Genomic DNA, 14989 nt, shown 5'->3' with positions numbered 1-14989 from the left:
GTCTCCAGGACTGAGAACATTCACCTGCTATGCGGACCGGTCCGAGCCAAAGAGCGGTCTCGAACCTCGGTTTGAAGCCTTGCCACAAACCGGCAAGTCTCCAAACTCGCCCGGTGGTGTAATGGCTAAAGCCATAACGCCACACCCACAGCGGATGAATATTCTCAGTCCTTCCGACTAATTTGTTTTCTATATATTCAGATTAATTGAACGTACTAAATAACTCTTGGTGCTAGTTGATAGCTTATTACAAATATCTCATAATCTATTAATTGCTTGAATATAAATACATTTAAATAATTTTATATTCAATTATTACTGATTAACCAGTCGGAAGAGCTGGGAAATATTTGTGTGCCGTGGTAGTGGTATAAGTACGGGAGAACTCTCCCGTACTTATACCACCGGACGTGTTTGGAGACTTGACGAACTGTGTCAAGGCTTCAAACCGAGGTTCGAGACCGCACTTTGGCTCGGGCCGTTCCGCACAGCTTGAGAATATTTTCCAGCTCTGGAGACGGCATATTTAACTAGCATCACATACATTAAATAAAAATAGAAAACTGCCTAATTTACTTTTATATCTGTGAAAAAACATTCGTGGCATCGTCTGAGATTGCCAGGATTGATGAATCTAAGTTTAAATCTTCTTTATTAATGACGACCAATTTAGCTTTCGGTGAACTGTATTCCAATAAGCCCGCAAATGGATAAACTTTGAAGCTTGTACCCACGACTACTAATAAATCAGCTTTTTGAACTGCTAGTGCCGCATTTTGAAAGTTTACTGGATTGATATTCTCGCCGTATAAGACTGTTGTCCCGGGGCGAATGATTCCGTTGTCTTCATGGTGCCGATAATCTTTTAAATAATCTTTATAATCAAATTCTTTGCCACAGGTTAAGCAGTGAATATTATCATATAAATTTCCGTGAAATTCCACGACATTTTTGGCTCCAGCTTTGGTATGCAATTTATCAACATTCTGCGTGACAATTGCACCTTTTTGATTGCTGATCTCGGCCATTTTCGTATGGATAATATTCGGTTGAACCTCTGGAAAGTACATATTATGAATAACAAAGTCATGAAAAATATCTGGGTGTTTGACCAAATTGTCATGACTCAACATGTATTCAGGCGGAAAATCATATTTCTCCCGCTTGTACAATCCATTCTTTGAACGATAATCAGGAATCCCTGATGGTACAGATACACCAGCACCAGTTAGAAAAGTTACAAACTCAGCTTGCGCTAGCAATTCTTTAAACTCTTCAATCTTATCGGACATCGGTTCTTCCTCCTACATATCTGCCGCCGGAGTGAGCGAGAAAATTATACCTGCTGTGCGGACCGGTTCGAGCCACAGTATGGTCTCGAGCCTCGATTTTGAACCGAAAATCACGTCTCAAAAGTCGTCCTGTGGTGTAATGGCTGAAGCCATAACGCCACCTGCACTGCTGGTATAATTTCTCGCTCACTCCGGCTAGTGTATTGGATTCTTCATTCGTTTAAATATTGAATATAACCGTTATTAGTTGATAATCACTTTACTTCCAACGTTCATTATTGAAGAACCTGAACGCAAAAGATATTCAATAAACTGGAAGCAGGCAAGATGTTATTGCCCAACGCCCATCATCAAATCTCAAAAACTAGCATTCGATTGTGCGTGATGAAGACCGCAGTGGTTGTGGCGTTAGGTCGGTAATTTTCCGGCCTTACACCACGGACGTATTTTGAGCTTCGCGCACCTTGCGAAGCTCAAAATCGAGGTGCGAGACCTTGGCTCGCACCGGTCTCACCGCAGACTGCATTACTGACAACCGGAGGCGGCATCCTACCTTATCAAATATTTTGTGCCCTGTTCCTTAAACACTTCTTCAACTGTATATTGATAAAATGTCTTATAAAATTCAGGAGTTACTTTTTCAGGATCCAAATTCAAAGTTGTGACACTTTGGCCGTCGTTAAGTCCTATCAAAGCAAAACCATCACGACCTGTGGCACGGTTCTTATATTCGGAATGCTTGATTTGATAAACTTGATTTAAGCTCAAACGTAATTGACGTGCTGACAATACTGGTGTGATATTCAAGAATGTATGAAAGTGCAATCCTTGATAGCCGTTGGAAATAATGATTTCGTTGTAAGCATCTAGCATATTAACTAAAGCACGACGGAATTGGAATGGAACTGACAAGTCATTATCTTCCGCAATCTTGGCCAATTTATCAGCGTACTTGAATGACATTGCAAAATCTTGTTGCCACTCAGTATCACGGCTGTGTTCACCAAAAATGATTCCATCTAACATGATCAATGTGCGATAAAAGCGCATGTTGGCACGGTCTAACTCAACCTTTGGATGCAGAGCAGCTTCAATGCCTTTTAAATATTCAGCTTTAATTTCATCAGTATAGGTACCGTCTTCTTTTTGGCGTTTTACTACTGTCACATGTTCAAGCGTTTCAAATATTGAATTAGCGAATGCTAAAACTCGGCCATCACGATCTGGTTGTCCAGTTGTTAGAGCTGATGAAATGCTTGGTTCGTCAGAAAGTTCTAGTTCAATATGATGTAATTCATGACTTAAAACAAATTCTAAGTATTTTTCATTAGTAATCGTAACTTTGATTTTATCACCAGCCATGCTGTGGTCAGCTTGATCTAGCGTTAAAACATCTTGTTGTAAGTAGTTCGCAAAGATTTCTATTTTCTTATTATATTGTTGTTCAATACTTTCGACCTGCTTTACAATAAGTTCAGGTAATTCATTAATTTCTAATCGTTTCATTTTTATACCTCAATATAAGGAGATTTTTATATGGAAATAACAGTATCTTTACCCAATAACCTGTTGCCCGATAAATATGGCAAATACGCTTCATCTGACGATATAAAAAATGGGAAACCTATTATCAGTTTCCCAATTAAATTATCAGATATTCCGGCAGACGCAAAAACTATTGCCTTAACTTTCACTGATCCTGATTCAATCCCTGTTTGTGGTTTTGAATGGATTCATTGGACAGCCGCAAATATTCCTAGTTCTCAAGTTGAATTACCCGAGAATTTCAGTCAAACGGCAACTCTTCCAATCGTTCAAGGTAAGAATAGTTCTGCCAGCCCATTACTCGATGGTCCTAGAGATGTGGCCACTGGTTACAATGGACCTTATCCACCCGACCAAACCCATGATTATGTACTCAAGGTATTTGCTCTAGATGACAATCTTGATTTGGAAAATGGTTTTTGGATGAATGAATTGCTACACAAGATGGATGGTCATATTGTCGCTACTGCGCAAAAGACTATCCCCAGTCGTGCATAATTACTGTTTATCCTGAAGATTCATTTTGTGGAAATAGTTAAACACATAACCTTCTCTAACGCCGAAGTTCGAAAAACGAATTTCCTTAGAGGGGGTTTTTTTAATAATTTCCGATATTATCAAAATTCCACCTAAAATGACTTCATATCTGCCATCGCTCAACTCTTTGATCTGACTTCTTTCTTCCAAAGAGGTGTGAATCAATTGATCAAATAATTCATCAATTTGGTCACGCGAAATAACAGAATTGTGTAAGGTCTTTTTATTTTTACCTTCACGATTCAAAATGCTTGTCACAGCCCGTAATGTCCCACCTAAGCCAACAAATGTTGCTGGGGCTTTCATCCAATTGAGACTTTCTAAACGTTGACTGATATCTTTTCTTGCTGCTTGTAATTGGTTTTCTTTGATTGGATCACTCGCCAAATATAAATCCGAGATTGAAATAGCACCAATCGGTATACTCAAGCCGTGCTTTAAACGACCTTTATTAGCCAAACTGATTTCACTGCTACCGCCACCAACGTCGACAATTAAAGCATCCTTGATACGCATCGTACTTCTAACGGCAACGTAATCGTAATATGCTTCTTCTTTTTCATTGATGATTTCTAGCCGTAAGCCAGTTTCTTTAAGAACAGCGAAGATCAATTGGTCTTGGTTCTTAGCCATTCGTACCGCGGCCGTAGCGATTAAACTCGTTCGGTCAACTTGATATCTTTCAATTCGAGTTTGAAATTTTTTTAAAACATCAATTGTTTCTTCAATTTGATCATTGGTCAAAAGTCGACTCTGAGTAATTGATTTTCCTAGTCTAACAGGCTCACGCCAACGATCCAAAGTCTTAAAACGATTCTTTTTTGAAGATCTATACACTGATGTTCTAATGGAGTTAGATCCAATTTCTATAACTGCTAACTTCAAATCTACATCACATCCCATTGTATCAATTATATAAAAAAATAGACCTACATAGTAGGTCTATTTTAATATTCCTAAATAATGGGCGAAATAACTTTACAGTGCCGCCGAGGGTGGACAGATTTTTTTACCCGATGTGAGGACCGGCACGAGCCTGAGGTACGGTCTCGAGCCTCGCTTTTGAGCCGAAAACCGTGTCTCAAAAGACGTCCTGTAATGTAAGGTCTTTCGACCTTACATTACCTCCACTACGGGTAAAAAATCTGTCCACCCTCGGCTAAGTTAATTTCATAATCTAGTAATAATCTAAATTTCATATAACAATTAACAACAGATGTCTAATTATGGTTAATTGACTAATTCCAACAATTACATAATAAATCTTAAAAAAATTACATTAGTTCGGAATAGATGAGAATATTTTCATTTCTGTAGATAATCAATTACTCATCCCGCAACTGTTTTCTATCGTTGAAGAATTGCTTATATCCCAAATAACAGGAAATAATTGAACCAATACTTGTTGATGCCAATAACATGAACGTTACCATAATTTGATACTTGATAGCTTTGACTGGATCGACCCCTGCGAAAATCAAGCCTGACATCATACCTGGTAAACTGACTAACCCCAATGTTTTGATGGAATCGATTGTTGGCTGCATGCCGCTCTTGATTGAGTCTCGCAAAATATCTAGTGACGCTAATTTAATGTCTGCTCCTAAAGCTAACTTTTCCAAAACTTGTTGATGTCTATCTGTATAAGTCTGCTTCATATTGCGATAACAAAGTCCGATGGCGACCATTATATTGCTGGCAATCATCCCTGTCACTGGCACGATTTGCTCAGGGACAAATTTGATTGAACCGGTCAAAACTAATGTTCCTAATGTGACTGTTGTTCCCACAAAAATTGCTAGCAATGACGATTGAAATGCCTTGGGAATTCCGTTGCCTCGTTTGCCTGCGTTCCATGATGCATTGATGACGATAATGACAAAGCAGGCCAACGTTAACCAAATATCATCCGCTTTGATAACAAATTTCAAAATATATCCAACAATTGAAAGTTGAACAATGGCGCGAATAACGCCGATTATAATATCTTTATCTATCCGTAATTTTTCAACGTAGCCAATGATTAAAGCCACGACTACCAAACTGAATCCTAACATTAAGGTGGAATTGGAAACTGTTAAGTTAGACATTTTGCAACACCCCATTTTTAATCGTAATTTTATCCGTCGACGCTTCAATTTCTGATTCATCGTGAGTCACACGTAAAATTGTTAAGCCACGTTCGTTAAATTCATTCAACATTTTATGCACAATTGCCTTATTCTCAGTATCCAAGCCAGCAGTAACCTCGTCAGTTATCAACACCTCTGGTTGAAAAAGTAAATTCCGTAACAATGCAATCCGTTGCTTTTCCCCACCGGAAACGTCATTAACACTCTTATCGATATAATCCTGATTGAGATTGACCATTTCCAAATATTTAATAACCTTGGCTTCATCGAATTCTTGTTTACGAACTTCAAATGGGAAAGCTAGATTATCGCGAACAGTCTTTCCAAAAAGCGTTGGCTGTTGAAAAGCATATGAAACCTTTTGACGATATTCAGTTGGTTCAAATGTGGCAATATCTTTGCCATGAAACAATACTTCGCCAGTCGTGGCACTGATCATTGATGCCAAAATTCGCATAAAAGTACTCTTCCCACTTCCGGAAGGACCGACAACCGTTAAATATTTTCCTTGTTCTATTTCTAAATTAATATCCTTTAAAATTTTGGTTTCCCCAACTTGATATGACAAGTTTTTAACTTCAAATATTTTTTCCACAAGCACACCTCTTCTTGAATTGCATTGATATATTTTTTTGTAGTTATTGTAAGTGGGTAGTAATTAAGTATGCCGTCTACAGAGCTGGGAAATATTCTCAAGCTGTGCGGAACGGCCCGAGCCAAAGAGCGGTGAATACTCTCAGCTATTTTGACGGCCTACTTAGTTAGCTTACAAAACTATTCATATAAAGCCAATTAGAATAGCTTTTTTACTCATATTTTTTTGTCGTCCACTTTGTCTAGCGCTTCTATTATCAGTTTTGATCAATTCGAAACTAATATAGGGGCAAATTTAAAACAAAGAAGGATGAATAAAATGTTATTAAATAAAAAATGTGTATATTTAGGTGTTTCGTTATTTTCTGCCATGATTCTTGGAACCACGACTTTACAAACCGCTAAAGCTGACACGACGTCCGCTTCGACGACAAGCACGCCTACAACTTCAGCACCAACTAGCTCAACTATGAGCACCACAACCACAATGAGTACAGGAACAACAGCGGCGCCATCTTCTACCAGCACAGTGACACCAACTACATCTAGTTCAACTACAACAACAGCCACTAGTGCTACAACCAAGCCAACTGCGACTACAACAAGTCCTACTCCTGCGGCTACAGGTACTACAACAAGCTCCTCTACTACAACTGCACCAACATCTACAGCCGCTGAAACTCCTCCAGCAAGTACGGCAACATCTACTACTCCTGCTACTAGCTCCACTTCTACAACAATGAGTGCAACAACAAGTTCTCCTACAACTACAGCATCAACGACTACTAGTTCTGCACCTGCAACTTCTGGTACCACAACCAGTTCTTCCACAACTACAAAACCAGCTACTACCAGTCCAACACCCGTAGCTACCGGAACTACAACAGCCACAACGCCAACCTCTACTAGTTCTGCACCTGCGACAGCTAGTTCAAGTACAACAACTTCTTCTACTGCAACAACACCTACTTCTACAGGTACGAGCGCAACAAGCTCATCTACAACTACAGCACCAGCTACTACTAGCACAACTGCCTCAACCTCTGGAAAAACAGCTACTGCTTCTACAACCACGACACCAGCAACAACTAGTTCAACTCCTGCCACAACAAGTTCTACTACGACAGCATCAACTACTAGCGGATCCACAACTAGCTCATCTACGTCAACAAAGCCTGCATCAACGACTACCCCTACTGGAACTACAACTACTCCCGCCAAAACCGGAACTGCAACCACACCTCCAGCTACGACAACAACTACCACGGCAACCACAGGTTCAGCCACATCTCCATATGCCATCCCTAGTGATGTAACTAATGATACGGTTATCACATTTACTGATCCTAATTTGGAAAGTGCGGTAAAGTTTGCTTTGAAAGTTCCTTATACTTCTAACTTAACCGTTGGGGATATTAGATCATACACAGGCGGCTATTTGCTCGTATCAATGAATTCTTACGAATTAGCTCATCCAAATGGTCCAACATCATCTCCTGTACCTGGTGCTTATATTTCTGATGAAGACAGTACTCCAATTGAAAGTCTCGATGGTATGCAATATCTAACACTCTTACCTGCCAAATCAACAGTTGGGGTTCAAGTTAACCTAGCTTCTGATCCAAAAGCCAACCCTGATTTAACTCCATTGGAAGGCATCAAATTAGCTAGTTTGGACTTAGCTGGTAACTTCAGTGATTCAACTGCCAAAGAAATTGACGTCAGCCAAATCAGCAATCTCGATTTATCCGTGGCCGGTACTCTAGATTTGGAAGGTAACACCGATACTAACGGTATTACTCAAGCAGAATTGGATGAAGTGGCCCCAACAATCAACAAGTTTGCCAACAATGGTCAAGGTTTCAATATGATTGAATTCGACAACTCTTCTATCAGCGATTTTTCACCTTTGAAAGGTACTGAAACTGGCAAGAGTGTCATGATTGATGCCGTCAGCAACACTATTACTGACAAAACTCCAGTTTACGCTGTCGATGGTGAACCAATTAGCTTTACTGCTCCAAAGTTTCTCGACCCTAGTGGCGTGGATCTAGCACCGCAATACACTTATTCCGGTTCAACTACTAGCGCTGACTTGAAGAACGGTAACCTAACAAGCGATGGCGGTGACAAATTTACTTTAACTAACGCTGACCCTACCGCAAAAACCTTGAGTTATGGTAACTATGGCTTTCACAACGGGTTTACTAAAGGCTCTATGATTCAAGAAAATGTCGGTAATACCTACTTTGAATCGGCCACAACAGTTAACCAACCACTCATTTGGCAAGCTCACCCAACCGTAACTATTAAATATGTCAGCTCCACTGGAGCTCCAATTATGAAAAAGAAGGGTGTTCCATTAACTAAGACTCTTAGTGGTACCAAGATTGGTTCAGCCTTTGATTTAGCAGCTGACAGTAGACTTGATGGCTACAAGTTAACTAGTCCAGCTAAACTACTAAAGGGTGCCTATACTCAAGACCCACAGACAATTACTTTGAAATACAGAAAAGTTGCAAAACCTCACACAAAACCAGTTGCTGAATCTACAACTCCATCTGTAAAACCTGCCGTAAAACCAGCTAAGAAACCAGTTTCAAAGACAAAGCACCCTGCTCCAGCTCGTGAAGAAGTCGTTATCCATACTTTGACCAACGATCCAGATTTAACTGAAATCGGCGTTCACGGAACAACAGTTATCAACGGCAAACCATTCTATCTCCTAACTGACGGTGAATTTGTCGAAGCTAACGATTACGATGCCGTTGCTTCAACTAAAACAGGTGTCCTTATCACTCACAATGTTCCACTCAAACTTGTGGACAGCGAAGGCAAACCTGTCAGTGAAAAACTTTATCCAAGCACTAAATGGAAATATGACAGACTAGTTGCTATTGGCGGCGAAGCATATTATCGCTTAGCTAGCGACGAATACTTGGCAGTCGACTCAGCCACTGCCTTTACCCCTGCTCCCGCTAAAGCTAAAGTTCACCTAAGTGCTAAAACTGCTGTTTATGATTCTCAAGGTAAAAAGCTCAGATTAACTCTACCAGCTGGCAGTACTTGGAGAACCGATGGTTGTATTATGGTCGATGGCGTCAAGATGTATCGTGTCGCTACCAACGAATATGTTCCTGCATAATCTAATCAACAAAGGAATCGGTAATCGAAACAAGATTATCGGTTCCTTTTTATGTGATTATTTGTAATTAAATTAGTCTAATTTTAATTTTTTCGTTGAATTATCACTTTCAAACCTTATACTTAACACAACAAGCTGGTCTTTCCCAGCTACTTATTAAAGGGGTTGTTTATTATCACATCTGTTCTTTCTGTTCAAAATTTATGCAAAACTTTTCCATCGCACGGGGACGACTTTAAAGCTGTTGATGGTATTAGTTTTGATATTCACGCTGGTGAAATTGTTTCTCTACTGGGACCAAATGGTGCCGGCAAAACTACCACGGTCTCAATGGTCGGTGGCTACTTAATCCCTACTAGCGGTCAAGTTATCATCAACGGCATCAATCGTTACCAAGATAAATTCGATTCAAAAGTTGGGATTGTCCTTGGTGGCGAACTAGGATTTTACGGTCGTGCTAGTGCGGCTGACAATTTGATGTTTTTTTCAGATTTAGCCCGAGTTCCACGCAAAGAACAACGTGCTGAAGTTGCCCGTGTATTAGACCTAGTCGAATTAACAAATGTTGCCAATAAAAAAGTTCAATTCTTCTCTCGTGGTATGAAACAAAGATTACACATTGCTCGGGCATTATTAGGCAATCCACCGCTTTTACTATTAGATGAACCTACATCTGGATTAGACGTTGAAATTTCAGCTGAAATCCATCGGATCATCAAGCAATTGGCATCAAAAGGTGTCGCAATCTTATTAACTAGCCACACCATGAGTGAAATCGAATCCTTGGCCGACCAAGTTTTATTAATTGGTGCTGGAAAAATCTTTTCTTCTGGTACAGTTGCCGACTTAATCAAGCAATCTGACGTTCATCACATCGACCGACCTGCAACTTTGGAAGAATCATATTTGGCCATTGCGCCAAAATTGCGGAGGCCTTAATTATGAGATTTATCAGACTTTTTTGGTTTCATTTAAAAATTTACGCAACTAACCAATATTTTATTTGGCTGACAATCTCCAGTACTGTTTCAATCTTCTTGCTGCAATTTGTAATGGCGTACTCAACGCATAATCTCAACGATCCTAGTCTATGGTTACGAAGTGGCGTGTTTGGATTATGGTCATCAGCAACAACTTCTGCGGGATGCATTGGCTTCCAACGTTTTCAAGGAACTTTACCATACATAACCAATACCAGAATTGACAGTCGCGTTTCTCTAATGGCATTACTATTGCCTGCTTCCAGTTTTGGATTATTGGCTTTTCCAATCTCATATCTTCTAGCAATTATTCTCGGCGTCAATCATGCCAATTTATCATGGTCAATTGTCTTTTTAGTCCTAGCTCTATGGATCTCGGCATCATTGATGGACTTTCTAATCGCTGCCTTTTTCCTACTAACAACCAATGCTATCGTTTATGAAGAGCTAGTGACGATTCCTCTATTACTAGTATCTGGACTATTTTCGACCGCACCAATTTTAAAGCCAATCTTAGCTCCATTTCAGTGGTTGGTTCCTATCTCGGCACCGGTTCATGCCCTGCTAAATCAGTCCGCAAATTTTAATTTCTTAGCTTTCTTAACTAGCTGTCTTTTGTGGATTGTTGTGACTTGGTTCGTTGCCAATCGTGTAATACTTATCGCAAAACGAACTGGGAATGTGGGGTTGATGTAATTATGAAAGTTCAATTTTCGTCATTATCATATTTGCAAAACTGGAAGACACGTTTCGTGTATTTCATCTTGATTCCGATGATTAATCTGTGCCTACTAGTCCTAATTAATGCTCAGTATACAAATACTTTTAATTGGTCAGTCGCAATCGCCACAACAACTTTATCCGGTGGTTCCTTAGCAATGTCCAGTATTTCCCAGCTTTTTGTCATGGACCGAACTTTAAAAATCGACCGCGAGCTGGTAGTTAATCGTCCATTCTCAGTCAGATATTGGGGTGATAAAGTCCTCACATCTGCTCTAGCTGGACTGGTTTTAATAATTACTAACTTAATCATCTTAGGACTTTTACAGGCTCCAATTAACCTACTATTTAGATCAATTGCAATGGCTCCGCTCATCATCATTTCAGGTATCATTGTTGGCTTTTTGGCTGCCATCGCCGCTTGGAAGATGAACAATCCTTACTTTTACATGAACCTGATTGGCGCTTTGACAACCATCGTTGCTGGGACATTGGTTTTAGTTGAAAAATATCCACAGTGGCTACGAATAGTCAGTTATTTCTTTCCCTTTTCACAGACTATCCGCTATGTTGTCACCGGTCATGGATTAATCTACTGGGATTTGATTGTTGATATGATTTGGTTAATATGTGGAGTTATTTGTTATCGAGTTCAGATCAAGAAAATATTGAAGGCACCAGAGCAGATTTTTTAAGGGCCGCCTCCGGTTTTCAGTAATATAGCCTGCTATGTGACCGGCGCGAGCCAAGGTCTCGTGCCTCGATTTTGAGCTTTGCATAAACCGCAAATCTCAAAATACGTCAGTGGTGTAAGAAAGGAAAATCGCCTTTCTAACGCCACTCTCACAGCTGTCTATATTACTGAAAAACTACGGCTAACGGATTGCTTGACTAAATTAATTTTTCAAACATAAATACCAAATAATCATCCAAAATATTAATATCAAAATTCAATACGCTTAATACCAAAGATTAGTTAAATTAAAATCAACTAAAACACTAGCCGGAGACTGGCAATAATATAGTACGCTGTGGAGGTGGCGTTATGGCTTTAGCCATTACACCACGGGGCGACTTTGGATACTTGCCGGGCTTGCAAGGATTCAAAGCGAGGTACGAGACCGCACTCTGGCTCGGACCGGTCCCCATATCGGACTATATTATTGTCAGTCTCCGGCGTCATTCCATAATACAAAAATAAGGTTCAGAACTCCCATATCTTGGGAATTCTGAACCTTATTTAACTATTTTTGAGCTTTAATCTCTTGAATAAGTTTTGCTTGAGCTTCAGCCTTAAATGCCTTTTCAGCTTGTTGGGTAACTTGCTTTTGTTCATCCGCTGTCATCTTAGGATTAGCCTTCATGGCCTTCATAACAGCTTCTTTAACGTAAGTTGCGCCTTCTTGCTTCATTTGTGCTTGGAAAGCTTTGCTCTTCATTTTCTTTTGTAATTGACTTGCTTGTGTAGTTGTTAGAACTAACCAATCATTGCCAACTTTAAAAGTATTTGTCTGCTTAACGAATTCTTTGTTGTTGTCAGAAATTCCGAACAAGAATGAATAAAATCCGTTCTTATATTCCCAACGTGTTGTCTTTCTTTCCAAAGTTGCAGCTGAATAGTTTCCAGTCTTAACTTTGTTTGTAACATTAACATCAACTTTAGTTGTTGTAGGTTTCTTCTTATTAGAAGTCTCAGGTGTGCGGTAAATGTAAACATCTTCTTTACCCTTAGTACCCAATTCTTTCTTCAACAGAAGGTTTGAACCTTTTTGAACTGATTGAATCTGATAAGTCTTTTCACTGACCACTTTTTGCATACCAAAGTGACCGTATTCGTTGGAAACTAATAGTACCAATCCTAGTATAAAGAAAGCGATGAAGGTGAATGATAATGTGTAACCGACTTTCTTATTGTTCAAGAAAACAGCGAAGTAATAAGCTAAAATCGCAAAAACCAGTATAGAAATAAGAACCATTATTCTTCACCCGCCAATCTTGTTTTCTTTAATGTATCAGTATCGATAGTCTTTGATTTAGAGCTGTTTGTAACTAACAAACTGATCAAATAACCGGCGACACAGAATAGAATGGCTACGGCAAAGGCAGCGTGATAACCACTCAAAGTGGCGTTGAAAAAGTCATTCTTATATTGAAGTGGTGCTTGTGTAAGGATTGCCTTACCTGGCTTCAAATTGTTTGTAACATTAGTCAAGACACTGACCAAAATAGCTGTACCCATTGAACTGAATACCTGACGAACAGTGTTATTTACGGCTGTACCATGACTCATCAAACTGAATGGCAAAGCGTTCATACCGTCAGTTGTAACAGGCATCATGACCATGGAAATACCAAACATACGAACCATATAAAGTACTACGATATCAAGAACTGGTGTTGATTTTGTCAAGAATAAGAATGGAATTGTACCGGCAGTCAATAAGAACATACCCATACGTGCCAAGTCTTTAGGTCCAAATTTATCAAATGCATTACCAGTAATTGGACTCATGATACCAATCATCAAAGCACCAGGTAGCAATGTTAAACCTGAATGGAAAGCTGACATGCCTTTAACGATTTGTAGGTATAGTGGTAGAACCATTTCAACACCAATCATTGCCATGTTAGTAACAGATGACAAAGCGGCAGCAATGGCGAATTTCTTTTCTGTGAAAACACGTAATTCCAAGAATGGTGTCTTCATGTGTAATTGGCGGTAACCAAATAATAGAATGAAAATAATACCGACTGCGATTGAACCTAAAACAGTCATTGAACCCCAACCGTCATCACCAACTGATGAGAATCCATAAAGAATGGCACCAAAACCAACGGTTGATTCAATCAATGAAAGAATATCTAGCTTTGAACGACGAGTCTGAATAACGGGTCTCATAAAAATGAAAGCTAGAATCAAAACTAGGATAACGATAGGAATGATCATTCCGAAAAGATCTCTCCATGACCAGTTATCGATGATGAATCCTGAAAGTGTAGGTCCGATAGCAGGAGCAAGTCCAATAACCAAACCACCAAGTCCCATGGCAGCACCACGTTGGTTAGCCGGGAAAATTGATAACATAACAACTTGCATAAGTGGCATTGTGATACCAACACCAACCGCTTGAATCAAACGACCTGCAAGAATAACTCCGAAAGTTGGAGCTGTGAAACACATAATTGTACCGACCAAGAAAGTCGACATAGCGATAATATATAAAATCTTTGTACTGAAGTTATTGCTCAACCAAGCAGTAACTGGAATCATAATACCGTTAACCATCAAAAATCCAGTTGTTAACCACTGAACATCTGAAGTTGTAACACTGAATTCTTTCATCAATGTTGGGAATGCGGTTGTCAAAATTGTACCGTTTAAAACTGTACAGAATGTACCAACAAGTAATACCAAAACCAATAAGTTACGGTTAAATGGCTTGCCGTGTGCATCCACAATTGCTTTATTACTAGGCATAATTGTAAATCCTCTTCTCCAAAAAATTATTTAGAAGGTATCTCGATGCTGTCTAAATTCTTATAAACCTTTTCTAATATACGCTCCAGTTGTGCTTGTTCCTCTGAAGTAATACCCTTAAACATCACTTCATTGCTTGCATGAAAATCACGCCGAACTTTGTCATAAAGCTCTTCACCCTTCTCGGTAATAGTAACGATTTTTCGTCGACCATTATCGGGATCAGGTTTGCGCAAAACATATCCATAATTCTCAAGTTTTTTCAATGAACGGGCAACAATCGCACCATCGGATACAGTGATTTCAACAATCTTATCCTGAGTGCAAGATTTGTTTTTATAAACGATTGATAGGAGGATACTTTCAAAAGCATTTAATCCCTTATCCTTCAAATAACCAGATGCGATTCGTCGTTTGATTGACGTATATTTCATCACAAAACCAATTAAATTATAATCATCCATAAATTCACCTCATTTTATTTAAAAAAACTTTTTCTTTTTTAAGAACAAATGACATCTTACACCCGACTCTTGACAATATCAAGAGTTATGATTAATTTATTT

Annotated in this window: 14 protein-coding genes; 5 read left to right on the top strand and 9 right to left on the bottom strand. The window is 39.3% G+C overall.

Going from position 1 to position 14989, the window contains the following annotated elements; all coding sequences use genetic code 11:
• Positions 1 to 578 precede the first annotated feature (578 nt).
• Both JP39_RS01575 and JP39_RS01570 read right to left on the bottom strand, forming a co-directional pair.
• Positions 579 to 1280: an NAD-dependent protein deacylase gene (locus JP39_RS01575; protein WP_041499868.1), complete on the bottom strand. Its 702-nt coding sequence runs from the start codon at positions 1278 to 1280 to the stop codon at positions 579 to 581.
• A 561-nt stretch (positions 1281 to 1841) separates the two neighbouring features.
• Positions 1842 to 2798 carry a hypothetical protein gene (locus JP39_RS01570; RefSeq protein WP_041499855.1) on the bottom strand — a complete coding sequence of 319 codons (957 nt, stop codon included), beginning with the start codon at positions 2796 to 2798 and terminating at the stop codon, positions 1842 to 1844.
• Between the two features lie 30 nt (positions 2799 to 2828).
• On the opposite strand from JP39_RS01570, the gene JP39_RS01565 reads away from it, so the two are divergent.
• Complete coding sequence (locus tag JP39_RS01565) at positions 2829 to 3335, top strand: YbhB/YbcL family Raf kinase inhibitor-like protein (protein ID WP_041499854.1); 507 nt, start codon at positions 2829 to 2831, stop codon at positions 3333 to 3335.
• On the opposite strand, the gene JP39_RS01560 is transcribed toward JP39_RS01565, so the two are convergent.
• The 4 genes from JP39_RS01560 to JP39_RS12710 form a co-directional block, all read right to left on the bottom strand.
• Positions 3336 to 4259 (bottom strand): Ppx/GppA phosphatase family protein, encoded by a 924-nt coding sequence (locus JP39_RS01560; protein WP_041499853.1) that lies wholly within the window; start codon positions 4257 to 4259, stop codon positions 3336 to 3338. It lies immediately after the preceding gene.
• Positions 4260 to 4699: 440 nt separating this feature from the next.
• Positions 4700 to 5464 carry an ABC transporter permease gene (locus tag JP39_RS01555; RefSeq protein ID WP_041499852.1) on the bottom strand — a complete coding sequence of 255 codons (765 nt, stop codon included), beginning with the start codon at positions 5462 to 5464 and terminating at the stop codon, positions 4700 to 4702.
• Entirely contained in the window at positions 5457 to 6101 is a 645-nt protein-coding gene (locus JP39_RS01550) for an ABC transporter ATP-binding protein (protein ID WP_041499851.1), read from the bottom strand. Before JP39_RS01550 ends, JP39_RS01555 begins: the two co-directional genes overlap by 8 nt.
• 266 nt (positions 6102 to 6367) lie before the next feature.
• The gene (locus JP39_RS12710) at positions 6368 to 7402 is read right to left on the bottom strand and encodes a hypothetical protein (protein ID WP_174795711.1); all 1035 of its coding nucleotides are present in this window, start codon (positions 7400 to 7402) and stop codon (positions 6368 to 6370) included.
• Between the two features lie 49 nt (positions 7403 to 7451).
• On the opposite strand from JP39_RS12710, the gene JP39_RS01540 reads away from it, so the two are divergent.
• The 4 genes from JP39_RS01540 (at position 7452) to JP39_RS01525 (ending at position 11640) form a co-directional block, all read left to right on the top strand.
• Positions 7452 to 9245: an SLAP domain-containing protein gene (locus tag JP39_RS01540; RefSeq protein WP_137619783.1), complete on the top strand. Its 1794-nt coding sequence runs from the start codon at positions 7452 to 7454 to the stop codon at positions 9243 to 9245.
• Positions 9246 to 9410: 165 nt separating this feature from the next.
• On the top strand, positions 9411 to 10184 hold the full coding sequence (locus tag JP39_RS01535; protein WP_307722466.1) for an ABC transporter ATP-binding protein: 774 nt from the start codon (positions 9411 to 9413) through the stop codon (positions 10182 to 10184).
• Between the two features lie 2 nt (positions 10185 to 10186).
• Entirely contained in the window at positions 10187 to 10921 is a 735-nt protein-coding gene (locus tag JP39_RS01530; protein WP_041499845.1) for a hypothetical protein, read from the top strand.
• A gap of 2 nt (positions 10922 to 10923) precedes the next feature.
• Positions 10924 to 11640 carry an ABC transporter permease gene (locus JP39_RS01525; protein WP_041499843.1) on the top strand — a complete coding sequence of 239 codons (717 nt, stop codon included), beginning with the start codon at positions 10924 to 10926 and terminating at the stop codon, positions 11638 to 11640.
• 549 nt (positions 11641 to 12189) lie between these two features.
• On the opposite strand, the gene JP39_RS01520 is transcribed toward JP39_RS01525, so the two are convergent.
• The 3 genes from JP39_RS01520 to JP39_RS01510 are packed head-to-tail and all read right to left on the bottom strand — an operon-like array spanning position 12190 to position 14887.
• Complete coding sequence (locus tag JP39_RS01520; RefSeq protein ID WP_041499842.1) at positions 12190 to 12921, bottom strand: DUF4811 domain-containing protein; 732 nt, start codon at positions 12919 to 12921, stop codon at positions 12190 to 12192.
• Positions 12921 to 14423 carry an MDR family MFS transporter gene (locus tag JP39_RS01515; protein WP_041499840.1) on the bottom strand — a complete coding sequence of 501 codons (1503 nt, stop codon included), beginning with the start codon at positions 14421 to 14423 and terminating at the stop codon, positions 12921 to 12923. The genes JP39_RS01520 and JP39_RS01515 overlap by 1 nt, the downstream gene beginning before the upstream one ends.
• 26 nt (positions 14424 to 14449) lie before the next feature.
• Positions 14450 to 14887: a MarR family winged helix-turn-helix transcriptional regulator gene (locus tag JP39_RS01510; RefSeq protein ID WP_041499839.1), complete on the bottom strand. Its 438-nt coding sequence runs from the start codon at positions 14885 to 14887 to the stop codon at positions 14450 to 14452.
• Between the last annotated feature and the right edge of the window lie 102 nt (positions 14888 to 14989).

Source organism: Companilactobacillus heilongjiangensis (assembly GCF_000831645.3).
In the GTDB taxonomy this organism is placed as follows: Bacteria; Bacillota; Bacilli; order Lactobacillales; family Lactobacillaceae; genus Companilactobacillus; species Companilactobacillus heilongjiangensis.
The sequence above is the reverse complement of the archived record's forward strand: the minus strand, read 5'-3'. Positions and strand labels throughout refer to the sequence as shown.